Raw genomic sequence first — 26,779 nt, 5'->3', positions numbered from 1 at the left:
CCGTTCTCCGCTGGATACTGGCCGGCATGATCGGCCTTTCGGGCGGCGTGTGGCCGGCGTTGACGCCGCTGCGCGCCAGCGATCTGCCGCCGCCGCTCACCATCCAGTTCACGCTCGACCGTCCGCTTGATGCCGCCGCAGCGCCATTCGTGATGGCGTCGACCGGCGGCCTGTTCAGCGCCGAGGGCCTTGCGGTCGGCACCAACGTCGCGACCAGCTCGGCGGATGCCATCGCGCGCGTCGCCGACGGCTCGAGCGATTTCGCCCTCGTCGACATCAACTCGCTGATCCGCTTTCGCGACAAGCCTGGCGCGGCCGCCGTCAAGGCGGTGTTCGTGCTGTTCAACCAGGCGCCTTATGCGATCATCGCGCGCAAGAGCCGCGGCATCCGGACATTGACCGACATGCAGGGCAAGAGCCTCGGCGTCGCCGACGGCGACCTCTCGATCCGGCTGTGGCCCGCGGTCGCGAAGCAGAACGGCATCAAGCTGTCGAGCGTGAAGCAGAGCACGATCAGCGCCGCGGTACGCGAGCCGATGCTCTCCGCCGGCCAAGTCGATGCCGTCACCGGCTTCTCCTATCTCTCGGCGATCAATTTGCGCGATCGCGGCGTGCCCGCCGACGATCTCGCGGTGCTGCGCTTCGCCGACTATGGCTGCGAGGCCTACGGCTTTGCCGTGATCGTCAGCCCGCGCCTTGCCGCCGCGAAGCCGGATGCGGTGAAAGGGTTCGTGCGCGCGGCGATCGGCGGCACCAACCTCGCGGTCAAGGATCCGGCCCGCGCCGCCGGCGAGGTCGCGAGCCGGATGGATGGCGGCTCGCGCGATCTGGAGCTGGAGCGGCTGAACGCCATCATCCGCGACAACATCCTGACCAGCGAGGTGAAGCGCGACGGCATCGGCGGCATCGAGGCGGAGCGCTTCGAGCGCTCGGTCGACCAGCTCGCGGAGGACTTCAAATTCCAGAAGCGGCCGCACGCCGCCGACATCTTCGACGAGGCTTTCCTGCCGCCGATCGACGCCCGCCTGGTGAATTGAGAGCATGCGAATGGATGACTGACGAGCGGCACCAACGCTCAGTGTCGTCCCTGCGAAAGCAGGGACCCATAACCACCGAAGGCCATTGTTACGTAGCGCTGGGGCTCCAGCCTTCCTCAACGATCCAAGCCCGCGGTTATGGGTCCCTGCTTTCGCAGGGACGACAGCGGATATGTTGCACCACTGTTCAGCCCGTCACCCTGAGCATGACGCGCTGTCACCGCTGGCCCTCGCTGGCGAACCCTGATTAAATTGCATCCCGCCTGACCGGGCGCCCACCGCTTACGAGTGCCGCCGGCATGTCCATGCTTCGCCTCTATACCCGCGTCCTCGAACTGCTCGGCAAGGAGGCGCGGCTCGGCTGGATCCTGGCCATTGCCAACGTGCTGCTCGCCGGCGCGCAATTCGCCGAGCCTGTGCTGTTCGGCAAGATCGTCGACGTGCTGTCGGGCCGGCCGGTCACCGGACTGTTCGCGACCTCCTCGGCATGGCCGCTGCTCGTCGCCTGGGCGGCGTTCGGCCTGTTCACGATCGGCTGCAGCGCGATCGTGGCGCTGCAGGCAGACCGCCTGGCGCACCGCCAGCGCCAGGCGGTGCTGACCGATTATTTCGAGCACATCCTGCAGCTGCCGCTGACCTTCCATTCCGGCACCCATTCCGGGCGGCTGATGAAGGTGATGCTGAACGGCACCGACGCGCTGTGGCGGCTCTGGCTCGGCTTCTTCCGCGAGCATTTCGCCGCGATCATGTCTCTGATCGTGCTGTTGCCGCTTTCGCTCTACATCAACTGGCGGCTGGCGATCCTGCTGTTCGGGCTCTGCGTCGTGTTCACCGTGCTGACCACGCTGGTGGTGCGCAAGACCTACGGCATGCAGAGCGAGGTCGAGGCCTATTACAGCGACCTCTCGGCGCGCGCCTCGGACGCACTCGGCAATGTCGCGCTGGTGCAGAGCTTCGTGCGGATCGATTCCGAGGTGCAGGGCCTGCGCTACGTCGCCGACAAGCTGCTCGCGGTGCAGATGCCGGTGCTGTCATGGTGGGCGCTGGTCACCGTGATCACGCGCGCCTCGACCACGATCACGGTGCTTGCGATCTTCACCGTCGGCATCGCGCTGCATAACCAGGACCTCACCACGGTCGGCGAGATCGTGATGTTCGTCTCATTCGCCACCATGCTGATCCAGAAGCTCGAGCAGGTGGTGAGCTTCATCAACAACGTGTTCATGGAAGCGCCGCGCCTGCAGGAGTTCTTCGACGTGCTCGATGCGGTGCCGGCGGTGCGCGACCGGCCCGGCGCGGTCGATCCCGGACGGCTGTCCGGCCTCGTCGAGTTCGACGACGTCTCGTTCTCCTATGACGGCAAGCGGCCGGCGATCGAGGATCTCAGCTTCACCGCCCTGCCGGGCCAGACCATCGCGCTGGTCGGCTCGACCGGCGCCGGCAAATCCACCGCGATCGCGCTGCTGCACCGCGCGTTCGATCCGCAATCGGGCATCATCAGGATCGACGGTATGGACATACGCGCGCTGAAGCTGACGGCGCTGCGTCGAAACATCGGCGTGGTGTTCCAGGAGGCGCTGCTGTTCAACCGCTCGCTCGCCGACAATCTGCGCGTCGGCAAGCCCGACGCGACCGATGAGGAGCTGCGCACCGCCGCGGCGCGCGCACAGGCGCTGGATTTCATCGAGCGCAGCGAAAAGAAGTTCGACACCCATGCCGGCGAGCGCGGCCGCATGCTGTCCGGCGGCGAACGCCAGCGGCTGTCGATCGCGCGTGCGCTGCTGAAGGATCCGCCGATCCTGATCCTCGACGAGGCCACCAGCGCCCTCGACGCCGTCACCGAGGCCAAGGTGAATGCCGCTCTCGATGAAGTGATGAAGGGCCGTACCACCTTCGTGATCGCGCACCGCCTCTCCACCATCCGCCACGCCACCCGCATCCTGCTGTTCGACCAGGGGCGGGTGATCGAAAGCGGAACTTTCGATGAACTGGTGGCGAAAGGCGGGCGTTTTGCCGAGCTCGCGCGGGCCCAGTTCATGGTCCAGGAACAGGGGCGCGCCGGCATCGAGACACCATAATTCCCGCCTTTCCAATTGAGGCGGCTGCCGAAATTCAGCCGATTTCGTCCACGATATAATTCCCCGGCCTCTGTTCTCTGCTGGCAAGCCGGTATAGGGTTTGCATTGCCGCAATGCGGCGCCGGACACGCTTGAAACCCGTACGTCACAATCGCAAGACCTCCTTTTTTCAAGGCGGGTCTCAAAGGACCGGAACCGGATTCGTGCACCTTCCTCGCCCATCATTGAAATGGATTCTGGCCGTTGCGATGCTCGCCGTCGCCGCGCCGCAAATGGCGCAAGCCGAGGCGCTGCTGGTTGTCGAGGCCGATTCCGGAAAGGTGCTGCAGGCCGATAATGCGACGATGCCGTGGTACCCGGCCTCGCTCAGCAAGATGATGACGGCCTATGTGACGTTGAAGGCGGTCAAGGACGGCCGCGTCTCGCTCGACACGCTGCTCACGGTGTCGCCGACCGCGTCGTCGCAGTCGCCATCGAAGATGGGCTTCCGGCCCGGCACCCAGGTCACCGTCGACAACGCCCTGAAGATGATGCTGGTGAAGTCGGCCAACGACATGGCCGTGGTGCTGGCCGAGGGCCTCGGCGGTTCGATCGACGGCTTTGCCGGGATGATGAACCAGACCGCGCAAAAGCTCGGCATGACGCAAACCAGCTACGTCAATCCGAACGGCCTGCCGGCCGACGGCCAGATCACCTCGGCGCGCGACATGGCGATCCTCGCCCGCGCCATCATCCGCGACCTGCCGGAATACGAGTATTTCGTCCACATCCCCTCGATCCGCTTCGGCCGCCGCATCACCCAGAACTTCAACAAGCTGATCGGCCGCTATCCCGGCGCCGACGGCTTCAAGACCGGCTTCATCTGCGCCTCCGGCTACAATCTCGTGGCGTCGGCGACGCGCGACGGCAAACGGCTGATCGCCGTGGTGCTCGGCGCCTCCTCGGGCCGCATGCGCGCGATCCGCGCCGCGCAGCTCCTGGATCGCGGCTTCGCCAATAACGGGCTGGCGTGGCTGCGGCCCTCGCTCGGCACCGTCGACAATCTGGTGCCGATCGATTCCACGCCGCCGAACCTGCGCGAGGAGATGTGCGGCCCCAAGCACAAGCGGCCCGCGAGCGACGAGGACGCCGAAGACACCGTCGCCAGCGCCGGAAGCTCCAGCATCAACGGCGACGGCGGCGTCAGCTTCTTCGCCTCGGGCCTGCAGGCCGCGATGCCGACCAAGCCGGCCGACATGCTGGCGCAGCCGGCGGCGGTCTCCGAACCGGTCGTGGTTTATACGGGGCCGACCAAGACCGGTGCTGCGTTGATCGCCGCGGTCGAGGCCGACACCGAGAAGATGCAGCCGGTCAAGCGGGCCAAAGGCAAGCACAGCCGCGTCGCGGGCAAGAAGCCCGATGCGGCCGATGACGCGAAGGCCGACGCCAAGAGCGCCTCCAAGTCGGACAACAAGCCGGCGGCCAAGCCCGTGCGTCACGCCAACGCCAAGCCGGATGCCGCAGCTGCGAAGTCGGCCGCGGACAAGCCCGCCGCCGCAAAGCCTGCCGGCAAGCCGGCGGCGGCAAAGCCGGCTGCCAAGCCCAAGACTGCGGCCGACAAACCCAAGGCTGCCGACAAGCCGAAAGCCGACGCCAAGCCGGCCGGCTAGCAGGGCGCCCGCCCGTCATTTTCCGACCGTCATTTCCCCCAATGCGTCGATAACGCGCAGCGGCTTGCCATTGGCCGCGGCATCGCTCAATACTGCCTGAAATAACGCGGCCAAACGTCGGAAAACCCGGAAGCAATCCGGGACATCAGCCAAATTTGAGAGAGGGGATTGACCATCATGGAGCGCATCTGGCTCAAGCATTATCCGGCCGGCGTGCCCGCCGATATCGACGTCACGCAATATTCGTCGCTGGTCGAACTGCTCGAAGAGAGCTTCAAGAAATTCGCCGATCGCAAGGCGTTCATCTGCATGGACAAGGCGATCACCTATCGCGAGCTCGACGAGATGTCGGCGGCGCTCGGCGCCTACCTGCAGAGCAAGGGCCTGCAGAGGGGCGCGCGGGTCGCGCTGATGATGCCGAACGTGCTGCAATACCCGGTCGCGACCGCCGCCGTCCTGCGCGCCGGCTTTGCGGTGGTCAACGTCAATCCGCTCTACACCCCGCGCGAGCTCGAGCACCAGCTGAAGGATTCCGGCGCGGAGGCGATCATCGTGCTGGAGAACTTCGCCACCACCGTGCAGAAGGTGCTGCCCAACACCGCGGTCAAGCACGTCATCGTCGGCAGCATGGGCGACCTGCTCGGCTTCAAGGGCGTGATCGTCAATCTGGTGGTGCGCCGGGTGAAGAAGATGGTGCCGGCCTGGTCGATCCCCGGCGCCGTCGGCTTCAACGAGGCGCTGTCAGCCGGCCGCGGCCTGAAGCTCAACAAGCCCGCGCTGACGCTCGATGACGTCGCCTTCCTGCAATATACCGGCGGCACCACCGGCGTCTCCAAGGGCGCCACCCTGCTCCACCGCAACATCCTGGCCAACGTGCTGCAGAACGACGCCTGGCTGCAGCCGGCGCTGGCGAAGCCGCCGATCGTCGAACAGATGGTCATCGTCTGCGCGCTGCCGCTCTATCACGTCTTCGCGCTCACCGCCTGCTATCTGCTGGGCATGCGGGCCGGCGGCACCAATCTGCTGATTCCGAATCCGCGCGACATGGCGGGCTTCGTCAAGGAGCTGTCGAAGTACCAGGTCAGCTTCTTCCCGGCGGTCAACACCCTCTACAATGGCCTGCTGAACACGCCCGGATTCGACAAGCTCGACTTCTCCAAGCTGAAGATCGCCAACGGCGGCGGCATGGCGACGCAAAGGCCGGTCGCCGAGAAATGGTTGAAGGTCACGGGCATCTCGTTGTCGGAAGGCTATGGCCTGTCGGAGACCTCGCCGACCCTGACATGCAATCCTGCGACGATCGAGGAGTTCTCCGGGACGATCGGCCTTCCCGTCCCCTCGACCTGGCTCTCGATCCGCGACGACGACGGCAATGAGTTGCCGATCGGCGAGGCCGGCGAAATCTGCGCCAAGGGCCCGCAGGTGATGGCGGGCTACTGGAACAGGCCTGACGAAACCGCGCGCGTGATGACGGCGGACGGCTATTTCCGCACCGGCGACATCGGCGTGATGGACGAGAAGGGCTACACCAAGATCGTCGATCGCAAGAAGGACATGATCCTGGTCTCCGGCTTCAACGTCTATCCGAACGAGATCGAGGAAGTGATCGCGAGCCATCCGGGCGTGCTCGAATGCGCCGTGATCGGAGTGCCCGATGCGAAGTCCGGCGAAGCGGTGAAGGCCTTCGTGGTCAAGAAGGACCCGAACGTCACCGCCGAGGACATCATCAAGTTCAGCGCCACCCAGCTCACCGCCTACAAGGTGCCGAAGCAGATCGAGTTCAGGACCGACCTGCCGAAGACCAATGTCGGCAAGATCCTGCGTCGCGAGCTGCGCGACGAGAAGAAGGCCGCGGCTTAAGGCGTGAGTGGACTGACGTTCGATGTCTGACGCAAGCCTCGCGACGCCGGCTGACGTGCTTGGCTTCTGGCGGAATGCCGGCCGCGACCGCTGGTACAAGCACGACGACGCCTTCGATGCCGAGATCCGCAGCCGCTTCCTCGCCACCTGGCAGAAGGCGGCTGCCGGCGAATTGTCGTCATGGGAGGCGAGCGATCAGGGCGCGCTGGCGCTGACCATCGTGCTCGACCAGTTTCCGCGAAACCTGTTTCGAGGCGACGCCAGAACCTTCTCCACCGACAAGCTGGCGCGCGAGGTTGCAAGCCGTGCCATCGACCACGGCGTCGATGCGCGGACCGCCCCGGTGCTGCGCGAATTCCTCTATCTGCCTTTCGAGCATTCGGAGGACCTCGACGACCAGCAGCGCTGCGTGACGCTGTTCCGGCAATATGACTGCCATCCCGACAACCTGAAATATGCCGAGGACCACGCCGACATCATCCGCCGGTTCGGCCGCTTCCCGCACCGGAATCGCGTGCTGGGCCGGCAGACCACGGCCGAGGAGAAGGCCTTTCTCGACGCCGGCGGGTTTTCCGGCTGATGACGGAACGGTGACGACGGTCGGGCATTGCCGTTCTTCGGCGAGCCCGTATTGTGCCGTGCTGTAGCCAGGTTTAAGACAGTTCCGCTTCACCGAGGGAGAACAACGATGACGATCAATGTTGGCGACAAGCTGCCGGAAGCCAAGTTTCGCGTGATGACCGCCGAGGGTCCGCAGGTCAAAACCACCGACGATATTTTCAAGGGCAAGAAGGTCGCCCTGTTCGCCGTGCCCGGCGCCTACACCGGCACCTGCCACAAGATGCATCTGCCGAGCATCTTCCTCAACGCCTATGCCCTGAAGAACAAGGGCGTCGACACCATCGCGATCGTCTCGGTCAACGACGCCTTCGTGATGAACGCGTGGAAGCGCGACACCGACCAGCGCGACGAAGCAGTATTCCTCGCCGACGGCAATGCCGACTTCGCCAAGGCGATCGGCATGGAGCTCGACGCCTCCGGCAACGGCCTCGGCATCCGCTCCAAGCGCTACTCGATGCTGGTCGAGGACGGCGTGGTGAAGAAGCTCAACCTCGAGCCCGCCCCGGGCAAGGTCGAGGTCTCCGGCGGCGACACGCTGCTCGGGCAGCTCTGAGCCGACGCTTTCGCCGCAAACATAGCTGTCGTCGCCCGGCTCGACCGGGCGACCCAGTACGCCGCGGCCTCTCGTTTCAATCACCATGGTCTCTGGGATACTGGATCGCCCGCTTTCGCGGGCGATGACAGTCATGGGCATGGTGATAGCCGGGGTCGCGGCTTCGTAGGATGGGTAGAGCGCAGCGAAACCCATCGCCTTGGTGCCGCGGAACGAATGATGGGTTTCGCTGCGCTCTACCCATCCTACGCAGCTACGCAGCCAACAAGCGGCACCCTAACTCTTCAACTTCGCCATCGCCACGCCCTCGCGCGCCAGCTCGTCGGCGCGTTCGTTCTCGGCGTGGCCGGCGTGGCCCTTGATCCAGTGCCAGCGCACCTCATGCGGCTTCAGCGCGGCATCGAGGCGCTGCCACAGCTCGACATTCTTGACCGGCTTCTTGTCGGCGGTGCGCCAGCCGTTGCGCTTCCAGCCATGGATCCAGCCGGTGATGCCCTGGCGGACATACTGGCTGTCGGTGGTGAGATCGACCACACAGGGCTTCTTCAGGGCTTCCAGCGCCGAGATCGCCGCCATCAGCTCCATGCGGTTGTTGGTGGTGTGCGGTTCGCCGCCCTTCAATTCCTTCTCGACCTCGCCGAACCGGAGGATCGCGCCCCAGCCGCCCGGCCCCGGATTTCCGGAGCAGGCACCATCGGTGAAGACAATCACATGCGGCTTGTCGCTCACGCCGCGCACCCGGCCGGCGTGATGCCGTAATCGCGCAGGCTCGCGACGTTCTGCTGGAAGCGCAGCTTGCGGACATATTCCAGCGGGTCCTTCGGCTGCACCAGCGCGCCTTCGGGCACGTTGAGGAAATCGACCAGCCGCGTCAGCAGGAAACGCATCGCGGCACCGCGCGCGAGCAACGGCAGCGCAGCCTCTTCCGCCGCCGACAGCGGGCGCTCGCGGCCGTAGGCGTTGAGCAACGCGCGCGCCTTGGTGACGTTGAAGGAATGATCCGGCTCGAAGCACCAGGCGTTGAGGCAGATCGCGACGTCGTAGGCCAGGATGTCGTTGCAGGCGAACGGGAAGTCGATCAGGCCCGAGAGCTTGTCGCCCAGAAAAAAGACGTTGTCGGGAAACAGGTCGGCATGGATGACGCCGACCGGCAGATCGGTCGGCCAGGCGGCTTCGAGATGATCGAGCTCGCGCGCGATGAAGTCGTGCAATCCGGCCTGCACGCTGTCGGCCCGCGCGGCGGCGAGATCGAACAGCGGCCGCCAGCCGGCGACCGACAGCGGATTGTTGCGGACCAGCGGGAAATCGCGGCCGGCAACGTGCATTTTGGCCAGCGCCTCGCCGACGCCGGAGCAATGCGCCACGTTCGGCCGCCGCGGCCACACGCCCTCGAGGAAGTTGATGATCGCCGCGGGCCGGCCGGCGAGCCGGCTAGTGACCTCGCCCTTGCGGTTGCGCGCCGGCTGCGGGCACGACACGCCGCGCTCGGCGAGATGGGCCATCAGCGACAGGAAATACGGCAGGTCGTCCTCCGCCACGCGCTTCTCATAGAGCGTGAGGATGTAGGCGCCCTGGCTGGTGTGCAGCAGGAAGTTCGAATTCTCGACGCCCTCGGCGATGCCCTTGTAGGAGAGCAGTTCGCCGATGTCGTAGCTTTTGAGGAATTCCGCGAGGTCTTCGGCGGCAACGTCGGTGTAGACCGCCATATGGTCTATTCCGCCGCGGCAGCGTCGGGCCGCAGCGAACGCGGCAGCGGGAAGAACTCGTTCTCTTCCGCGGCCGAGACCGTCTCCACGTGCAGTTCGTAGCGCTCGGCGAAGGCGCCCATGATCTCCTCGACGATCACCTCCGGCGCCGATGCGCCCGCGGTGATGCCGAGGCTCCTGATGCCTTCGAACCTGCTCCAGTCGATGTCGCTGGCGCGCTGGGCGAGCACGGCGATCGGGCAGCCCTCGCGCTCGGCGACCTCGCGCAGGCGCTGCGAGTTCGACGAGTTCGGCGCGCCGACCACGATCAGGGCGTCGACCACCGGCGCCACCTTCTTCACCGCGAGCTGGCGGTTGGTGGTCGCGTAGCAGATGTCTTCCTTGTGCGGACCATTGACGTTCGGGAAGCGCTGCTTGAGCAGCGCCACGATCTCCGCGGTGTCGTCGATCGACAGCGTGGTCTGGGTCACGAAGGCGAGGTTGTCGGGGTCCTTCGGGACGAAGGTCTTGGCATCCTCGGCGGTCTCGATCAGCGTCACGGCGCCGGCCGGCAGCTGGCCCAAGGTGCCGACCACCTCGGGGTGATGGGAATGTCCGATCAGCAGAATCTCGCGGCCGCGCTTGAAATGGATCGCTGCCTCGCGGTGGACCTTGGTCACCAGCGGGCAGGTCGCGTCCAGCGAGAAGAAATTGCGGGATTTGGCCTCGGCGGGAACCGATTTCGGAACGCCGTGGGCGGAAAACACCACCGGCGCGTCGGTATCGTCGGGGATTTCGGCCAATTCCTCGACGAAAATGGCGCCTTTGGTCTTCAGGCTGTCGACCACATACTTGTTATGGACGATTTCGTGCCGGACATAGACCGGCGCGCCATAAATGGTGAGGGCACGTTCGACCGTGTCGATGGCGCGGACCACCCCGGCACAGAAGCCGCGGGGGGAACAAAGCACGATTCTAAGGTCGGGTTTTTTCGCTGACATGGGGGCTGTCTTGGGGCTGTCTCGGAGCAATCTCGGGACCGAATCACCCCTCGCCGGCGGGCGGGGAACGGCCAGTTACGGTAAGGACTTGGGACTGCTTTCGGGCGCTGTCAAGGCGATTTTGCTGGCCCATTGCGCCATTCCCCCCGGAGGGCTTATATAGGCCCTATAATTCCCGTCATCGCCGATGACTACCAGCTTCGCCTCGACAGAGGTGGGCGAAGCACAAAGGAGATTTGCCATGAGCAACGCACCGCTGATGCCGAAGGCGACTGCCGTGTGGTTGGTCGACAATACCGCCCTGACCTTCGATCAGGTGGCCGATTTTACCAAAATGCACCCCCTCGAGGTCCGCGCCATCGCCGACGGCGACGCCGCCCAGGGCATCAAGGGCATGGACCCGATTTCCAACGGCCAGCTGACCCGCGAGGAGATCGAGCGCGGCGAGCGCGACCAGAACTACCGCCTCAAGCTCCAGGAGAGCAAGGTGGTGCTGCCCTCCGCCGCCAAGAAGAAGGGCCCGCGCTACACCCCGGTGTCGCGCCGCCATGAGCGGCCGAGCGCGATCCTCTGGCTGGTGCGCAACCACCCCGAGTTGAAGGACGCCCAGATCATGCGTCTGGTCGGCACCACCAAGACCACGATCGCCAGCGTGCGCGACCGCACCCACTGGAACGCCTCGACCCTGACCCCGATGGACCCGGTGACACTCGGCCTGTGCTCGCAGATCGAGCTCGATTTCGAGGTGCAGCGCGCCGCCAAGGAGAAGCCGACCACCACCGTCTACGGCGGTGCCACGCTGCTGCCGGCCTCCGAGACCACGCGCAAGGACGAACTGGACGACCAGCCGATCGAGCGCCACGACGATCTCAACGTCGACGCGGTGTTCGCCAAGCTGAAGACGATCGGCGGCAAGAAGCCCGACGACGAGGAGGAGTAAGCGCGGATCGCGCAACTCGAAGCGCAGAACACGAAACGCGGCAGGGCAACCTGCCGCGTTTTTGCTTGGTAGCGCACGCAACGGACGTGACGGCGACCGTCGGCGCAGCTCAATGCCTGTCGGGATTGTTCATCATGTATTCGCCGAGATAGCGCTGCCGCCGATCGGTGCGGGCCTCGGCGTTCTGGCGCTGCACGTCGCGGTTCTTGCGGCAGGCGACATAATCAGGCGAGCCGACCGCCACCTTGCCGCCCGCCTGGCAGTACTGGTCGTCGTCGCCCATGCTCTCCGCGATCGGCGATCGGCCGCGCTCGAGACAGCCTGCAAGCAGCGGCAGGGCGAGCAGCAAGGCGAGTGGCGCGCGTGCGGAAATGGATCGCATCCGTGGGGTCCGTATCTCGTGGCATATGACAGGGAAGGCCGGGATGACCCGGCAATCCATCAAAATCAAGGCCGTTTTGCTTCCGATGGGTTTCGCGGGTGCGCGGCCGGATTGCGCTATGGTGCCCTCATCGTCCATCGCGCCCCGGGGCCACCCCTCTCCCCAGCCCTCCCCCGCAAGGGGGGAGGGAGCCTGACGAGCGTGCTCACCTCACGTAACGCAGCGCAAACTGCTTGCCAGCCAGCTCGTCTTACGTGATGGAGCCACCAGCGGAAGGGTTCCCTCCCCCCTTGCGGGGGAGGGTTAGGGAGAGGGGTGCCACACGACATGCTGTCTCAACAGCGAGCCAGCAACACGACGACGAGCTACTACGCCTTCCCCTTCAGCGCCTCGCCGATTTCGTCGAGTACCTTCGGGTCCTCGATCGTCGCCGGCATGGTCCAGGGCTCGCCGTCGGCGATCTTCTTGATGGTGCCACGCAGGATCTTGCCTGAGCGGGTCTTCGGCAGCCGCGCCACCGTGATCGCGAGTTTGAACGCGGCGACCGGGCCGAGTTTGTCGCGCACCAGCGCCACGATGTCCTTCTCGACCTCGGCGGGCGCCTTGGTCACGCCGGCCTTCAGCACCAGGAAGCCGCACGGCACCTCGCCCTTGATCGCATCCTTGACGCCGAGCACGGCGCATTCGGCGACGTCGGGATGCGAGGCGAGGATCTCCTCCATGCCGCCGGTGGAGAGCCGGTGGCCGGCGACGTTGATGATGTCGTCGGTGCGACCCATCACCCAGACATAGCCGTCCGCATCCTTGTAGCCGGCATCCGAGGTCTTGTAGTAGCCGGGGAATTCCGAGAGATAGGCGTCCCTGAAGCGATCGTCCTGCTGCCACAGCGTCGGCAGGCAGCCGGGCGGCATCGGCAGCTTGATCACGATCGAGCCCATCGTGCCGGCCGCCACCGGCTTTGCCGCCTCGTCGACGATGTCGACCTGATAGCCCGGCATCGGCACCGTCGGCGAACCGTGCTTGACCGGCAGCTGGCCGAGCCCGACCGGATTGCCGGCGATGCACCAGCCGGTCTCGGTCTGCCACCAGTGGTCGATGACCGGCACCTTCAGCTGCTGCTCCGCCCACTCCACCGTCGGCGGATCGGCGCGCTCGCCGGCGAGGAACAGGGTGCGGAAGCTCGAGAGGTCGTAATTCCGGATGAACTTGCCCTCGGGGTCTTCCTTCTTGATCGCGCGGAACGCGGTCGGCGCGGTGAAGAAGGCGACCGCCTTGTGCTCGCTGATCACGCGCCAGAAAGCGCCGGCATCCGGCGTGCCGACCGGCTTGCCCTCATACATGATGGTGGTCGCGCCGTGGATCAGCGGGCCGTAGACGATGTAGGAATGGCCGACCACCCAGCCGATGTCCGAGCCGCACCACCAGATCTCGCCGGGCTTCACGCCGTAGAGATTGTGCATCGACCATTTCAGCGCGACGAGATGACCGCCATTGTCGCGCACCACGCCCTTCGGGATTCCGGTCGTGCCCGATGTGTAGAGGATGTAGAGCGGATCGGTGGCGGCTACGGGCACGCACGGCGCGGCCTTGCCGGCGTCGAACGCGACCTGGCGCAGCGTCGCCCAATCATGATCGCGGCCCGCGGTGAGCTCGCAAGCCTGCTGCGGCCGCTGCAGGATGATGCAGGTCTCGGGCTTGCTGCCGGCGAGGCGAATCGCCTCGTCGAGCAGCGGCTTGTATTGCACGATGCGCCCGGGCTCGATGCCGCAGCTCGCCGAGAAGATCAGCTTCGGCTTGGCGTCGTCGATGCGGGTCGCAAGCTCCTTGGCCGCGAAGCCGCCGAACACCACGCTATGCACCGCGCCGATCCGCGCGCAGGCGAGCATCGCGACGACGGCCTCCGGCACCATCGGCATATAGAGGATGACGCGATCGCCCTTGGTGACGCCGAAATCCTGCATCACCGCGGCCAGCGTCTGCACCTCCGCCAACAATTCGGAATAGGTGAATTTGGTGATCGTGTTGGTGAGCGGCGAATCGTGGATCAGCGCGACCTGACTGGCGCGGCCGCCTGCGACATGGCGATCCAGCGCGTTGTAGCAGGTGTTGACCACGGCGCCGGCGAACCAGCGCCCATAGGCGCCCACGGAGGGATCGAAGATCTTCTTGGCCGGCTCGATCCAGTCGATCTCGCGCGCCGCTTCCGCCCAAAAGCCCTCGGGGTCCCGAAGCGAGCGGGCATACACCTCATGATACCGGCTCTGCTGGATATTCATCGCGTTTCTCCCTCGCGCGGTCGCGCGTCATTTGCCGACCATTGTCACGGGAAGTGGCGCCGTTTCAAGCCGAAATGACCGCGACCTTCGGCCCGGTCGGAGCAAAGCGTTTCGAGAGAAGTGGGTACCGGTTCGCGTGAAGAAGCCGCGTCAAGACAAGAATCTCAAGAATCTAGAGCCCCGTTCCGCTTCAATCGAAACGGAGCACTAGTAGCCGTCGACGCCGTTGATCCGCTGCAGACGCTCGCGCATCGCCTTTTCCAGGTCGTAGCCCGGCTTGCCGAACTCGGAATTGCGGCGGGCGACGAACTGATCCTGCGCGCGCTGCAGGTCGCGCGCCTGGTGCGGATTCTGCGCCTCGCGCACCGTGCGGAACGTCGATGCGACGATCTCGCGATCGAGATCGGCAAGCGTGGGATTGGCGCAGATCGCCTTCTCCACCGGTCGGCGCGCCTTGCGGCAATCGAAGCTCGGCTTGCCGGCAACCGCCATCATGGCGCCGATCCGCTCCAGCTCCAGCGACAGCGATTTGTAGTTGGCCTTGGCCGCGGCGTGATTGGGGTCGAGCTTGACGGCGGCGCCGAAATCCATGATCGCCTTCGGCCGGTCGCCCTTGCGGCGCCACAGCTCGCCGCGCGCATTATGCGCATCGGCAAGCGATGGATCGAGCTTGAGCGCGGTGTCGTAGTCCGCGATCGCGCGATCGATCATCTGCTTGCGGTCATAGGCGCCCGCCCGCGCCATCAGCGCCTTGACGCGATCGGGCCGCGCCGCCTTCTCATTGTCGATCAGCGCGCCGCAGACGTCGATGATCTTGTCATCATCGGCCGCCGCTGCCGCCGCGATGCAGGGGCCGGCATTGGCCTGCACATCCTCGCCCGGCTCGCTGCCGGTGGCGCGCGCAACGCCCGACATCAGCCCGCCCGACAGGCCAACGCAGACCAGCATCACGGCCAGATTTGCGCGTTTGTGTCGCATCCCGGTCGCCGACAAGACATCCCTCTCTTGCGCCCGAACCACAGGCCCCTGATGCCCGGCAGCGCGCCATTTGCCGCAAAACCACACGCTGGATTATACGTCAATTGCGACGATCAGCTGCATCGGGGGTTCGGCTTGCTCACATTCGAATGGATCATCGGCCTGTTGCTCGCAGCGGTGGCGCTGTCGGCGCTGGCGCGGCGGATCAAGGTACCCTACCCGACCTTCCTGGCGCTCGGCGGCGTGCTGCTGACGCTGTTGCCGTGGGCCCCGACCTGGGCGCTGGAACCCAAACTGGCGCTGGCGCTGTTCGTCGCGCCGGTGCTGCTCGATGCCGCGTTCGACACCTCGCTGCGCGATCTCCGCAACAACTGGCTGCCGGTTTCGACGCTGGTGGTGGTCGCGGTCGGCGTCACGACGGCGGCGGTCGCGGTGGTCGCGCATTGGCTGCGCCCGGACATGCCGTGGGCGGTTGCGATCGCGCTCGGCGCCATCGTGGCGCCGCCGGATGCGGCCGCGGCGACCGCGATCCTGCGCCAGGTCAACCTGCCCTACCGCATCCAGAAGATCCTCGAAGGCGAAAGCCTGCTCAATGATGCCAGCGCGCTGCTGATCTATCGCGTTGCGGTCGGCCTCGTCGCCGCCGAGCACATGAAGATCCGCGAGTTCATGCCGTCCATCACGATTGCGCTGGTCGGCAGCCTCGCCGCCGGCTTCCTGTTCGCACAAGTCTGGATGATGATCACGCGCCGCATCACCGAGGCGCCGAGCGCGATCATCACGCAGTTCGGTGGCACCTTCATGGTGTGGATCATTGCCGAGCATCTCGGGCTGTCCGGCATCCTCACCATCATCGCCTATGCGATCACCATCTCGCGCACCGCGCCGGCCCGCACATCGGCGCGGCTGCGCGTGTCGTCCTACGCGGTGTGGGAAACCGTGGTGTTCGTGCTCAACGTGCTCGCCTTCATGCTGATCGGCCTGCAGTTGCGCCCGATCTGGTCCGGGCTCGACGACGAGGTGCGGTGGAAATATTGCAGCTTTGCCGCCGCGATCCTCGCCGTCGTGATCCTCGCCCGCATCCTCTGGGTGATGCCTTACGGCGCGCTGCTGCGCACACTGAAGGCGCGCAACCTGCTGCCCGCCCATGTGGTGGACGCCGTGCCGACCTTGAAGCGCGGCTTCATCGTGTCGTGGTGCGGAATGCGCGGCATCGTCACGCTGGCGGCGGCGTTTGCGTTGCCGGAATGGTTTCCGTATCGCGATCTGATCCTGCTGACGGCGTTTGCCGTGGTACTCGGTTCGCTCGTGATCCAGGGGCTGACGCTGCGGCCGTTGATCCTGGCGTTGAATTTCGCCGACGACGATCCGGTCGGACGCGAGGCGGCCCATGCCCGCGGCGTGGTGTTTCGCGCCGCGCTCGACGAGATCGACGCCGACCCGTCGGAAGAGGCCGAGATCCTCCGGCTCGAATATCGCGCCGTGCTGCTGCGCGCCGAGAATGATCCCGATGGCGGCCTGACCTCGCGCGAGCTGCCGTCGGATCCGCTGCGCCGCCGCGCCATCGCCGCGGCGCGTCAGGCATTGCTCAATCTGCGCCGCACCGAGGCGATCGGCGACGATGCATTCCATCTGGTCGAGGAAGAGCTCGACCGCGCCGAGCTCAGCGTGGAGGCGTAGCGCCGGGCCGCAATATCCTTTGAACCATCACAGGGTTTGTCAGACCTAACATCATGACAATCCTCATTGATCGCAATTCCCCGCGCGCCGCGGCGAAAGTCGAGGCGAAGTTCTTCTATTTCTATATGGCGCTGTCCTGCATGGCGGTTGCCTTTCTCGGCTTTGCACCGACCTACTGGATGCCGATGGCGAGAGGCTCGCTGTCGTCGCCGCCCGTGGTGCACCTGCATGGGCTGCTGTTCTTCGCCTGGACGCTCTATTTCGTGTTCCAGAGCTGGCTCGCCGCCTCGGGACGGATTGCACGGCATCGCAGCGTCGGATTGATCGGCATCTCGCTGGCGACCGCGATGACCATGATGGGCATCGTGGCCTCGATCAGCGTCATGAAGCGTTCGGCTGCGATCGGACAGGCCAATGAGGGCCTTACGTTTGCCATCGTTCCGATCAGCGGCATCCTGTTCTTCGCCGTCATGTTCGCGCTCGCGATCATCTACCTGCGCGACCGCGAGACGCACAAGCGGCTGATGCTGCTGGCGTCGATCTCGATCCTCGATGCGGCGGTCGCGCGCTGGTTCCTGACCTTCCTCGCGCCGCCGGGACCGCCCGGCCCACCGCCGGTCCCGGTCACGATCGCACCGGCGTTCGTCGCCTATCTGCTGCTGGTCGTCGCGATCGTGTTCGACTGGCGCACCCGCGGCCGTCCCCACCCGGTCTACGTCTATGGCGGGCTGGCACTGGTCGCGGTGAAGCTGTTGAACTGGCCGATCAGCACCTCGGCGGCGTGGCATTCCGTTGCCGGCGGCATCCTGGCGCTGGCGCAATAGAGCATGATCCGGAAAAGTGGGAACCGGTTTTCCGAAGAGATCATGCTCGATCAAGAATGTGAGATCATGATGCGGTCCCATCCGAACGCATCATGATCACCCTTCACGCCCCCGACTTGGAGGTGATGCCGCCGTCGACCACGAGCTCGATGCCGGTGACATACTTCGATTCATCCGACGCCAGGAACAGCGCGGCGTTGGCGACGTCCCAGGCGTCGCCCATATGCCCCATCGGCACCTGCGCGTCGCGGGCACGCCACATCGCTTCGACATCGCCCTTGGCGTAGCTCTGCGCCAGCCCGGCCGAATGCGCGACCATCGGCGTCTTCATCAGCCCGGGCAGGATCGCGTTGACGCGGACATGCTTGGAGGCGAACTCGACCGCGGTCGAGCGCGTCATCTGGTTCATCGCGGCCTTGCTCGCGTTGTAGCTGACATAGGAAATGCCGACATGGCGAATCGAGGCGATCGAGGAGATGTTGATGATCGAGCCGCCACCCTGCTTGATCATGACGGGAATGACGTGCTTCATCGACAGATAGGCGCTCTTGAGGTTGACCGCGAAGACGCGATCCCACTCCGCTTCCCCAACTTCCACCACGCTGCCGACCTCGGCGATGCCGACATTGTTGTCGAGCACGTCGATGCGGCCATAGGTCTTGAGGCAGGCCGCGACCATCGCCTCCACCTCGCCGGCGCGCGAGACATCGGCGGTGAATGCGACCGCCTTGCCGCCCTCACCGGTGATGATGCCGACGGTCTCCTCCGCCGCGGCGCCGTTGCGATCGACGCAGAACACGCTGGCGCCCTCGCGCGCAAAGGTGACGGCGGTCGCCTTGCCATTGCCCCAGCCGGGCCCGATCGAACCCGCGCCGACCACCATCGCAACCTTGCCCTTGAGCCGATCCATCGGTCTTTCTCCCTTGTTGTTCTTGCTGCCGGACCGTAGCCCGGATGAGCGAAGCGATATCCGGGGCACTATCCCCGCATATCGCTTCGCTCATGCGGGCTACGGATCCCTACGGATTTTTGCAAACACTCATCGTCGTGACATTAGCACCGATCGGATGGCCGAAAATCTCCGATAGCGTCTGGCAGTGTCCCTCCTGGCACAGGTGCCATTCACCCGCGGCGCTGGAATTGCCGAGCACGACCTCCGGCCTTGGCACCGGCGGGGGCGACCATTGAAACCAGCCACCAATGAGGCGCGCCTCCGGCGGCGGCTCCATGCCGGCGCCCGTGCCCTTGACCCGCGCCTGCTGCAGCGTGAGCCCGGCCGGCGTGACCAGCCAGTCCTCCTGCCAGGCGCTCTTCTCGATCGAATGCGTCCAGGCGAGCGTGAACGCCGCAATCGACAGCGCCTTCACGACACCCGCGGAAGCGAGGCAGAGGCTCAAGCCGCCGCCACCGCATTGCGCGGACGCTGCCGCCATTGCCACAGCACGACAGCAGCGGCGAGCGTGAAGCCCGCCGTATCCGAGAACGGGAAATCGCCGAGCAGGCAGAGCGCGGCGCCGAACGCGACCAGGATCTCGATGAAGGTCAGCCGCGTGAACAGGAATCCGATCGCGACGATGCCGAACAATCCGATCGCCACCAGCGCCTTGAAGGTCGCCAGCGCTACCGCGCCGTAGAAGCCGAGCTGCGCCTGCATCGGATCCCCGGTCTGCAGCATCAGCGCCGGCGAATAGACGAAGATGAAGGGAATGACGTAGCCGGCCAGCGCGATCCGCATCGCCTCCCAGCCGATCTTGTCCGGATTCTCCTTGGCGATCGGCGCCGCCGCCAGGGCGGCGAGCGCGACCGGCGGCGAGAGGTCGGCCATGATGCCGTAGTAGAACGCAAACATGTGGCTTGCGATCAGCGGCACGCCGAGCTTGGCGAGCGCCGGCGCGGCCAGCGCCGCGGTGATGATGTAGGTCGGGATCGTCGGGATGCCCGTGCCGAGCAGGATCGACAGCAGCATGGTCATAATCAGCGCCAGGAACAGGCTCTTGGCGCCGAGCCCGATGATCCAGCTGCCGAAGATGGTGCCGACGCCGGTCTGCGTCATCATGCCGATGATGGTGCCGACGATGGCGCAGGCCATGCCGACGGTCAGCGCCGACTTGGCGCTGTCGGCGAGCGAGTCACGGCAGGCTTTCAGCGTGGCGCGGCCGCCGCGGGTGATCGCCGCGATCACGATCAGCCCGGCGACGACGCCGGCGACCGGAACGATCTCGATGCCGTGGCGCGAGACCGCGGCGACCACCAGCGCGAGGCCGATCCAGAAGATGTAGCGCAAGACGGTGTTGGAGAAGCCGAGCGTGATGCTGGCGCCGAGGATCAACGCGACCGTGAGCGCAAGTCCCATGCTGCCGGCATAGAGCGGCGTGAAGCCCTCGAACAGCATGTAGACCAGCGCCGCGAGCGGCAGCACGAGATACCAGCGCGCCACCAGCGCCTTCCAGGCGCTTGGGATCTCCGCGCGCTTCATGCCGACGAGGCCGTGCTTGCCGGCTTCCAGATGCACCATCCAGAACGCCGAGGCGAAGTAGAGGACCGCCGGGATCACCGCGGCCTTGACGATCTCCGAATAGGGCACACCGAGTGTCTCGGCCATGATGAAGGCGACCGCGCCCATCACGGGCGGCATGATCTGGCCGCCCATCGAAGCGGTGGCCTCGACGCCCGCGGCGAAGGCGCGGCGATAGCCGAACTTGATCATCAAGGGGATCGTGAACTGGCCGACGGTAACGACGTTGGCGACGCCCGAACCCGAGATCGTGCCCATCATGCCCGAAGCGAACACCGCGACCTTGGCGGGGCCGCCGCGGGTGCGGCCGAACAGGCCAAGCGAGACGTCGGTGAACAGCTGGATCATGCCGGCACGTTCCAGGAACGAGCCGAACAGGATGAACAGGAAGATGTAGGTCGCCGAGACGTAGATCGGCACGCCGTAGAAGCCTTCGGTGCCGAACGAGAGATGGGTGACGATCTGGTCGAAGTCATAGCCGCGGTGATTGAACGGCGACGGCAGATATTGCCCGAAGAACCAGTAGAGCAGACAGGCGCCGCACATCAGCGGCAGCGCCGCCCCCATCAGCCGCCGCGTGCCTTCGAAGATCAGGACCGCAAGCAGCGTGCCGACCGCGAGGTCCATGTTGGTCGGATCGCCGTCGCGGGCGATCAGGTCGGCATAGAAGATCCACTGATAGAGCCCGCAGAGGAAGCCGGCCACGCCGACGATCCAGCTCACAGCGCGGCCGAAATCGGTCTTGGCGGTGAAATTGCCGATCAGGCCGAAGGTCAGGAGGATCAGGAAGCCGACATGAACGCCGCGCACCACCTGGCTCGGCAGGTAGTTGAAGGCCGCGACATAGAGCTGGAACACCGCAAAGGCGAGACCGATGGCATAGGCCAGATGCCCCCAGGCGCCCGGGCCGAAGCCTTCCGGAAAGCCATGCTCGAAATTGTCGAATTCAACCTTGATGGGCTGCTCGCCCTCAACCTGCTGCTGCATCGAATTAAGTCCCCCGCCGTGCCCATGGCGCTTATAGCGCCCCATCGCACGTCATGCGCGGGCTCGACCCGCGCATCCATCGAAAAATCACCATCTCTAGAAAGATGGATGGCCGGGTCATCCCCGTTCAAGTCGGGGACGGGCGCCCGGCCATGACATCCTCGAAGCGTAACTGGCCCTACTTGATCAGGCCCTTCTCCTTGTAATAGCGGATCGCGCCGGGATGCAGCGGCACCGGGCTGCCGGTCGCGGCGGCCTCGAGCTTGATCTCCTTGCCCGCAGCGTGGGCGTTGGCAAGTTCCGGCAGCGATTCGTAGACCAGCTTGGTCATCTGATAGGCCAGCTCATCCGACACCGCGCTCGAGGTCACGAGGTAGTTCACGACCGCGGCGGTCGGCACGTCCTTGTCCTGGCCGGTATAGGTGTTGGCCGGGATGATCACGGAGACGAAGGGCGGGCCGATCTTGTCGACGGTCTCCTTCGGCACGGCGACGACGGTGATCTCGCTCGAGGTCGAGAGGTCCTTCAGCGAGGCGACGCCGAGGCCCGCGGACTGCAGCGTGGCGTTGAGCTGGCGGTTCTTCATCAGATCCACCGATTCGGCGAACGGCAGGTACTCGACCTTGCCGAGATCCTTGTAGCTCATGCCGGCGGCCGCGAGGATCGCGCGAGAGTTGAGCTCGGTGCCGGACTTCGGCGCGCCGACCGACAGGCTCTTGCCCTTGAGATCGGCCAGCGTCTTGATGCCGCTCTCGGCGGTTGCCACGATCTGAATGTAGTTCGGGTAGATCGCGCCGATGGTGCGCAGCTTGTCGAGCTTGTTCTTGAAGCCGGCCTCGGTGTCGCCTTCCCAGGCCGCCTTCAGCGAATCGCCGAGCGTGAAGGCGATCTCGCCGCGGCCCTGCTGCAGCAGCACCAGGTTCTCGACCGAAGCCTTGGTCGCCTGCACCTGGGTTTTCACGCCGGGGATCTTGTCGCCGTAGATCTTCCCCATCGCGACGCCGAGCGGATAGTAGACGCCGGAGGTGCCGCCGGTGAGCACGTTAATGAACTGCTCGGCCTGTGCGACAGGCGCGGACAAAACGCTGGCTGCCACGATCGCAGCAGCCATCAACTTGGAATTCATGAGTATTATTCTCCCCTTAGGCCGGCCGGAAATTGGCCGGACGCCCCCGCCGGGTCAACCCATCCAAATGACGCATGCGCGGCGGAAATCCCTGATAGCAACACCACTTTACCTGCGCGGGAACTCTCCGCCCGCGGGCGGGTTGAGATGCGCAATCCCGCCGCGAGGTATGACTTGCAGCCGTCCGGGACGACGACCGTTGAGCGCGCGCTTGATGCGTTGAACTTCTTCCTCGCCGACGTGCGGGACGGGCTTGGCCCCTATCTTGCGATCTACCTCCTGACCGAACGGAAGTGGGACGAGGCCTCGATCGGCTCGGTGATGTCGATCGCGGCCACCGCCGGGATCCTCGCCCAGACCCCGGCCGGCGCCCTCATCGACCGCAGCCCCGCCAAGCGCGGATTGATGATCGCGGCCGCCATTGCCGTGACCGCCGCGTGCCTCCTGCTGCCGCTGCTCGACCGGTTCGAACTGCTCGCCGCGACCCAGGCACTGGCGGCCGCTAGCGGCTCGGTGTTCGCGCCGGCGATCGCCGCGGTGACGCTTGGCATTGTCGGGCCCAAGGCGTTCGCGGCACGGACCGGCCGCAACGAAGCGTTCAATCACGCCGGCAACGCGGTGGCCGCCGCAATCGCCGGCGGCACTGCCTACTGGTTCGGTCCCGTGGTCGTGTTCTGGCTGCTCGCGGCGATGGCGCTCGCCAGCATCGCCGCGACGCTGTCGATCCCACCCACCGCCATCGATCACGAGGTCGCACGCGGGCTCGACGACATGGAGGAGCACGGCGCGTCGCAGGACCGGCCATCCGGCTTTCGCGTGCTGCTGACCTACAGGCCGCTGCTGATCTTCGCGGTCTCGACCGTGATCTTTCATTTCGCCAATGCGGCGATGCTGCCGCTGGTCGGACAGAAGCTCGCATTGGTCAACCGCAACCTCGGGACCTCGCTGATGTCGGTCTGCATCATCGCGGCACAGATCGTGATGGTGCCGGTCGCGATGCGGTCGGACGCAAGGCTGACGTCTGGGGTCGCAAGCCGATCTTCGCTGTGGCGCTCGCGGTGCTGGCGATCCGTGGCGCGCTCTATCCGTTGTCGGACAACCCGTACTGGCTGGTGTCGGTGCAATTGCTCGACGGCATCGGCGCCGGGATCTTCGGCGCGCTGTTCCCGCTCGTGGTTGCCGATCTCACGCACGGCACCGGGCATTTCAACATCAGCCAGGGCGCGATCGCCACCGCGACCGGCCTCGGCGCCGCGCTGAGCACGGCTGTCGCCGGATTCATTATTGTCCATGCCGGTTACCGCGCCGCATTCCTGTTCCTGGCAGCCGTCGCTTGTGCCGGGCTGATCGGCTACTGCGCGCTGATGCCGGAGACGTTGCGAGCGGCAACGACGACGTCACGCACAACTGCGTTGGCATCGCTAAACAAGTGATCTGATTCGCCATCGGCGCTCTGCTGAGCACTCTGCATGATGCGATCCGATGTCCGACAATGACGCAGTTCCGCGGCTGCATCGACGCGACAACACAGTCATTAACGCCGTCTCTCGATGACACACGCGCACAGTATTTCTGCCGATGTGCAAAGTCGGACGCGATCGCGCTTATGAATGTCAGATGACGCATTTGTTGCACGTGTAACAGCGGTGAGACGTCGCGATTCCAGCGTGATTTGAATCGAATTGAATCCTTTAAGGTTAGCGAGGCAATCAATGTATGAACCAGAAATTTCCATGATTGCCGCCGCTCTAGGATGTACGAGTCAAGCCGGGGTAATTACGGATAAGGCGGGGCATGAATCACATCAGTCACATCGAACGCACGCGAGCCGGCTGGTTCGGACATCGCAAGCTGACCCCACGCGCATGCATTGCGGACAGCAAAAAACACCTTCGGACCTTCCTCGCCGAGGCGCTGGATGACCTCGGCTTCATCACCAGTGAATGCAGCCAGGCTTTGGAACTCGACACTGTTCTGGACGCGGAACGGCCCGATCTTTTGGTGCTCGGCGTGTCCGTGGACGGCATCGAAGTCAGTAAAATTCTCGAGACTTTGGTGAGAAAGGACTATGGCGGCAAGGTCCTCGTCATCGGGCAGCCGGACTCGATCATCGTCAAGGCGGTCCGGCAAATCGGCGATGAGTACGGCATCGCCATGCTGCCGGCGCTGTCGACGCCGTTCAGCGCCGGAACCCTTCGCGACAGTCTTGCGTCATTGATGCCGCTCGAACCCGCCCCGAGCCCGGCGGTGGACGTGCCCGAAGCGCTGAAGGCCGGCTGGCTCGAGCTGTGGTATCAGCAGAAAATTCATCTCCGGACGCTGGTGCCGAGCGGCGCCGAGGCGCTGATCCGGATGCGCCATCCGGCCTGGGGCGTCGTGCCGCCGGCCTACTTCATCCCGGACGAAAGCGATCCGCATTTTCATGCGCTGTCCGAGTTCGTGATCGAGCGCGCAATCGAGGACTGGCGCTATCTCCTCGAGCAGACCGGGCCGGTCAATCTCTCGATCAACCTGCCGATCTCCTTCCTCGCCGACGATCATGCCGTGCGCGAGCTCTGCTACCGAATGCCGGATCATGCGGCCTTCGCGGGCCTCTTGATCGAGATCGACAGCACCGAGGTGGTCGATAATCTGGATCTCGCGATCGATGTCGCCCGGCGCGTTCGGCTGCACAATATCGGCATCTCGATCGACAATGTCGGCGCGAACTGGCCGTCTTTGCTGGGACTGCCGAACTTTCCGTTCGTCCAGCTCAAGGTCGACCATCAATTCGTCACCGGCTGCGCGGATCAGCGCCTGAAGCAGACGGTATGCCGGCGTGTCGTGGAGCTGGCCCACGACAATGGCGCGCAGGTCGTGGCCCAGGGGGTCGAGACGCGCGCGGACTTTCTCGCCGCGCACGAAATGGATTTCGATCAGGTCCAGGGCTACCTGTTCGGCAAGCCGATGGGCGTCAAGAAGTTCGCCCGCTCACGTATGCACTTCTCGGAGAAAGAGTCGGCCTCCTGAGGCATCGCCTCTGGTCCGGCTCATGCGTCGCGATCGATCGCGCGCAGCGCTTCGCCGCGCGCGATCAGGCGCTTTGCGTTGGAATAGGTCGGGACCTCCAGCAACGAGCCGTCAAGCTCGACGCGCCCAAAGCCCTGCGTCCGCGCCGCTTCGAACGCCGCGACGATCCTGCGCGCCCGGCGCATCTCCTCCTCGCCCGGCGTCAGGACGCCGTTGACGATCGAGGCATGCGCGGGATCGACCAGGCTCTTTGCGGTGTAGCCCAGCCGTCGCGCCCAGATCGTGTCGCGCTCGACGCCTTCAGCGTCGCTCCAGGTGTAGGGACAATCGACCGCGACGACGCCGGCGGCGCGACATTCGACGATGAAGCGCTGCCGCGCGTAAGCCAGCTCCAGGCCATCGCTGCCGCGCTCGGCACCAAGATCGGCGGCGAGGTCTTCGGAGGCCATCAAGCAACCGATGATGCGCCGGCTCGCCATGGCGATCGCACCGGTCTGCACCAGACCGCGCGCGAACTCGATATTCGGCAGCAGCGACGTCGATCCCTCGGCGATACCGTAGTCGCGCTCGAACCGCGTCACCGCCTCGTCAAGCCTCACGACATGGTGCGGCTCGGCGACTTTCGGCAGCGCGACGATATCGGGACGTCCGCGCATCACGGCGGCGAGATCATCCATGCCGTCCTGGTCCAGCGGATTGACGCGGACCGCGACCACCATGCTTCGGTCACGCCATGCCGCGTAGAGCTCGGCGGCCAGGGCCCGCGCCTTCGGGCGCAGCGGCGGCGGGGTAAAATCCTCGAGCTCGTGGATCAGCACGTCGGCGCCGCTGGTGGCCGCGTGCTGCAGCACGTCCTCGTTGGCGCCCTCGAGAAACAGCCAGGAGCGGCACAGCGGGGCCGGACGCAGCTTGCGCATCACGCGACCCGCGCCGCCGTCACTGGAACGTCATGTCGAGGCATTTCGAGATGTCGGAGCCGAGGCCGGACGAGATGGTGATGCAGCCGCGGATCTTCTGGGTGTTGACGTCGCTCGCCCAGATCGCATAGCCGCCCGGACCGAAGAACGAGTTGGTGTTCGGCGGCTCGGTCTCGGTGGCGTCGAACGTGTAATTGCCGTCGGTCTCGAAGATGCGCGGCTTCTTGGTGCAGCCGCCGTCAGCCTGCACATTGATGACCTCCTTGTTGTCCCGCGTCAGCGCCAGCGAGACCTGGCAGCGGAAGTATTCCGAGGTCTTGGCGTTGAACAAATAGGCGTAGGACTTGCAGGTCGCGGTGTTGAGCTTGCCGGCGGACAGGCCGCGGCTGCAGGAGATCCGCTGGTTGTTGGAGAGCTTGAACTCGTCCGCTTGCGCGACTGACGCCAGCGTCATGAACGACAGAGCGACACCGATACCGATCTTCATGACGTGGTTCATCCTGATCATCCCAAGGTCGTGTTTCCGGCAATCAAAGCGTTTGTAAACGGTAACGCGAAAATAGTCGCCAAGCTTGATGCGGGAATTCACAAAGTCGCCGATCCGCGCGAGCGGTCGCGCCGATTGTCGTATTGACGCGCGAATATCGTTCGTGATTTGTTC

At 65.2% G+C, this 26,779-nt stretch carries 22 protein-coding genes and 1 pseudogene; 11 read left to right on the top strand and 12 right to left on the bottom strand.

Going from position 1 to position 26,779, the window contains the following annotated elements:
• Positions 1-26: 26 nt before the first annotated feature.
• From ACE10X_RS05585 to ACE10X_RS05560, 6 genes are all read left to right on the top strand, one after another.
• Entirely contained in the window at positions 27-1,037 is a 1,011-nt protein-coding gene (locus ACE10X_RS05585; protein ID WP_375764077.1) for an ABC transporter substrate-binding protein, read from the top strand.
• 299 nt (positions 1,038-1,336) lie between these two features.
• The gene (locus ACE10X_RS05580; RefSeq protein ID WP_375764076.1) at positions 1,337-3,115 is read left to right on the top strand and encodes a glucan ABC transporter ATP-binding protein/ permease; all 1,779 of its coding nucleotides are present in this window, start codon (positions 1,337-1,339) and stop codon (positions 3,113-3,115) included.
• Positions 3,116-3,363: 248 nt separating this feature from the next.
• The gene (locus ACE10X_RS05575) at positions 3,364-4,764 is read left to right on the top strand and encodes a D-alanyl-D-alanine carboxypeptidase family protein (RefSeq protein WP_244435875.1); all 1,401 of its coding nucleotides are present in this window, start codon (positions 3,364-3,366) and stop codon (positions 4,762-4,764) included.
• A 177-nt stretch (positions 4,765-4,941) separates the two neighbouring features.
• A complete protein-coding gene (locus tag ACE10X_RS05570; RefSeq protein ID WP_038386171.1) occupies positions 4,942-6,624 on the top strand; it encodes a long-chain fatty acid--CoA ligase in 1,683 nt (560 codons plus the stop codon).
• Positions 6,625-6,646: 22 nt separating this feature from the next.
• Positions 6,647-7,204, top strand: coding sequence for a DUF924 family protein (locus ACE10X_RS05565; RefSeq protein ID WP_038386170.1), 558 nt, complete (start codon positions 6,647-6,649; stop codon positions 7,202-7,204).
• A gap of 108 nt (positions 7,205-7,312) precedes the next feature.
• A complete protein-coding gene (locus tag ACE10X_RS05560) occupies positions 7,313-7,798 on the top strand; it encodes a peroxiredoxin (RefSeq protein WP_028342598.1) in 486 nt (161 codons plus the stop codon).
• 276 nt (positions 7,799-8,074) lie between these two features.
• Here the strand turns inward: ACE10X_RS05560 and rnhA are convergent, their stop codons facing one another.
• From rnhA to ispH, 3 genes are read right to left on the bottom strand one after another with little or no spacing between them, the layout of a single operon-like run.
• Complete coding sequence (rnhA, locus tag ACE10X_RS05555; protein WP_038386181.1) at positions 8,075-8,527, bottom strand: ribonuclease HI; 453 nt, start codon at positions 8,525-8,527, stop codon at positions 8,075-8,077.
• Positions 8,524-9,504, bottom strand: coding sequence for a homoserine kinase (locus ACE10X_RS05550; protein ID WP_038386169.1), 981 nt, complete (start codon positions 9,502-9,504; stop codon positions 8,524-8,526). The genes rnhA and ACE10X_RS05550 overlap by 4 nt, the downstream gene beginning before the upstream one ends.
• A gap of 5 nt (positions 9,505-9,509) precedes the next feature.
• The gene (gene ispH, locus ACE10X_RS05545; RefSeq protein ID WP_038386168.1) at positions 9,510-10,484 is read right to left on the bottom strand and encodes a 4-hydroxy-3-methylbut-2-enyl diphosphate reductase; all 975 of its coding nucleotides are present in this window, start codon (positions 10,482-10,484) and stop codon (positions 9,510-9,512) included.
• 241 nt (positions 10,485-10,725) lie between these two features.
• Here ispH and ACE10X_RS05540 point away from each other — a divergent pair, with 241 nt between their 5' ends.
• Entirely contained in the window at positions 10,726-11,424 is a 699-nt protein-coding gene (locus ACE10X_RS05540) for a DUF1013 domain-containing protein (RefSeq protein WP_018269648.1), read from the top strand.
• A 109-nt stretch (positions 11,425-11,533) separates the two neighbouring features.
• Here the strand turns inward: ACE10X_RS05540 and ACE10X_RS05535 are convergent, their stop codons facing one another.
• From ACE10X_RS05535 to ACE10X_RS05525, 3 genes are all read right to left on the bottom strand, one after another.
• Positions 11,534-11,806, bottom strand: coding sequence for a hypothetical protein (locus ACE10X_RS05535; RefSeq protein WP_375764075.1), 273 nt, complete (start codon positions 11,804-11,806; stop codon positions 11,534-11,536).
• A 368-nt stretch (positions 11,807-12,174) separates the two neighbouring features.
• Entirely contained in the window at positions 12,175-14,082 is a 1,908-nt protein-coding gene (locus ACE10X_RS05530; RefSeq protein WP_375764074.1) for a propionyl-CoA synthetase, read from the bottom strand.
• A 207-nt stretch (positions 14,083-14,289) separates the two neighbouring features.
• The gene (locus ACE10X_RS05525; protein WP_080583425.1) at positions 14,290-15,060 is read right to left on the bottom strand and encodes a tetratricopeptide repeat protein; all 771 of its coding nucleotides are present in this window, start codon (positions 15,058-15,060) and stop codon (positions 14,290-14,292) included.
• 135 nt (positions 15,061-15,195) lie between these two features.
• On the opposite strand from ACE10X_RS05525, the gene ACE10X_RS05520 reads away from it, so the two are divergent.
• Positions 15,196-16,740, top strand: coding sequence for a sodium:proton antiporter (locus ACE10X_RS05520; protein ID WP_038386166.1), 1,545 nt, complete (start codon positions 15,196-15,198; stop codon positions 16,738-16,740).
• Positions 16,741-16,793: 53 nt separating this feature from the next.
• Positions 16,794-17,564 carry a hypothetical protein gene (locus tag ACE10X_RS05515; RefSeq protein WP_375764073.1) on the top strand — a complete coding sequence of 257 codons (771 nt, stop codon included), beginning with the start codon at positions 16,794-16,796 and terminating at the stop codon, positions 17,562-17,564.
• Between the two features lie 103 nt (positions 17,565-17,667).
• Here ACE10X_RS05515 and ACE10X_RS05510 read toward each other — a convergent pair whose 3' ends face one another.
• The 4 genes from ACE10X_RS05510 to ACE10X_RS05495 all read right to left on the bottom strand — a co-directional run bounded on the left by ACE10X_RS05510 (position 17,668) and on the right by ACE10X_RS05495 (position 22,192).
• Positions 17,668-18,474 (bottom strand): SDR family NAD(P)-dependent oxidoreductase, encoded by an 807-nt coding sequence (locus ACE10X_RS05510; protein WP_038386164.1) that lies wholly within the window; start codon positions 18,472-18,474, stop codon positions 17,668-17,670.
• 109 nt (positions 18,475-18,583) lie between these two features.
• On the bottom strand, positions 18,584-18,997 hold the full coding sequence (locus ACE10X_RS05505) for a DUF1850 domain-containing protein (protein WP_038386163.1): 414 nt from the start codon (positions 18,995-18,997) through the stop codon (positions 18,584-18,586).
• On the bottom strand, positions 18,958-21,066 hold the full coding sequence (locus ACE10X_RS05500) for a TRAP transporter permease (RefSeq protein ID WP_375764072.1): 2,109 nt from the start codon (positions 21,064-21,066) through the stop codon (positions 18,958-18,960). The genes ACE10X_RS05505 and ACE10X_RS05500 overlap by 40 nt, the downstream gene beginning before the upstream one ends.
• A 178-nt stretch (positions 21,067-21,244) precedes the next feature.
• Complete coding sequence (locus tag ACE10X_RS05495) at positions 21,245-22,192, bottom strand: TAXI family TRAP transporter solute-binding subunit (RefSeq protein WP_038386161.1); 948 nt, start codon at positions 22,190-22,192, stop codon at positions 21,245-21,247.
• A 147-nt stretch (positions 22,193-22,339) separates the two neighbouring features.
• Here ACE10X_RS05495 and ACE10X_RS05490 point away from each other — a divergent pair.
• Positions 22,340-23,625: pseudogene (locus ACE10X_RS05490) on the top strand (MFS transporter).
• Between the two features lie 361 nt (positions 23,626-23,986).
• Positions 23,987-25,201, top strand: a complete 1,215-nt coding sequence (locus ACE10X_RS05485; protein ID WP_038386155.1) for an EAL domain-containing protein — start codon at positions 23,987-23,989, stop codon at positions 25,199-25,201.
• A 20-nt stretch (positions 25,202-25,221) separates the two neighbouring features.
• On the opposite strand, the gene ACE10X_RS05480 is transcribed toward ACE10X_RS05485, so the two are convergent.
• Positions 25,222-26,118, bottom strand: coding sequence for an HpcH/HpaI aldolase/citrate lyase family protein (locus ACE10X_RS05480; protein ID WP_375764071.1), 897 nt, complete (start codon positions 26,116-26,118; stop codon positions 25,222-25,224).
• A 19-nt stretch (positions 26,119-26,137) separates the two neighbouring features.
• A complete protein-coding gene (locus tag ACE10X_RS05475; protein ID WP_028342613.1) occupies positions 26,138-26,617 on the bottom strand; it encodes a hypothetical protein in 480 nt (159 codons plus the stop codon).
• Positions 26,618-26,779 lie beyond the last annotated feature (162 nt).

Origin of the sequence: Bradyrhizobium sp. Pha-3 (genome assembly GCF_042258325.1) — a bacterium.
Classification (GTDB): Bacteria; Pseudomonadota; Alphaproteobacteria; order Rhizobiales; family Xanthobacteraceae; genus Bradyrhizobium; species Bradyrhizobium elkanii.
The sequence above is the reverse complement of the archived record's forward strand: the minus strand, read 5'-3'. Positions and strand labels throughout refer to the sequence as shown.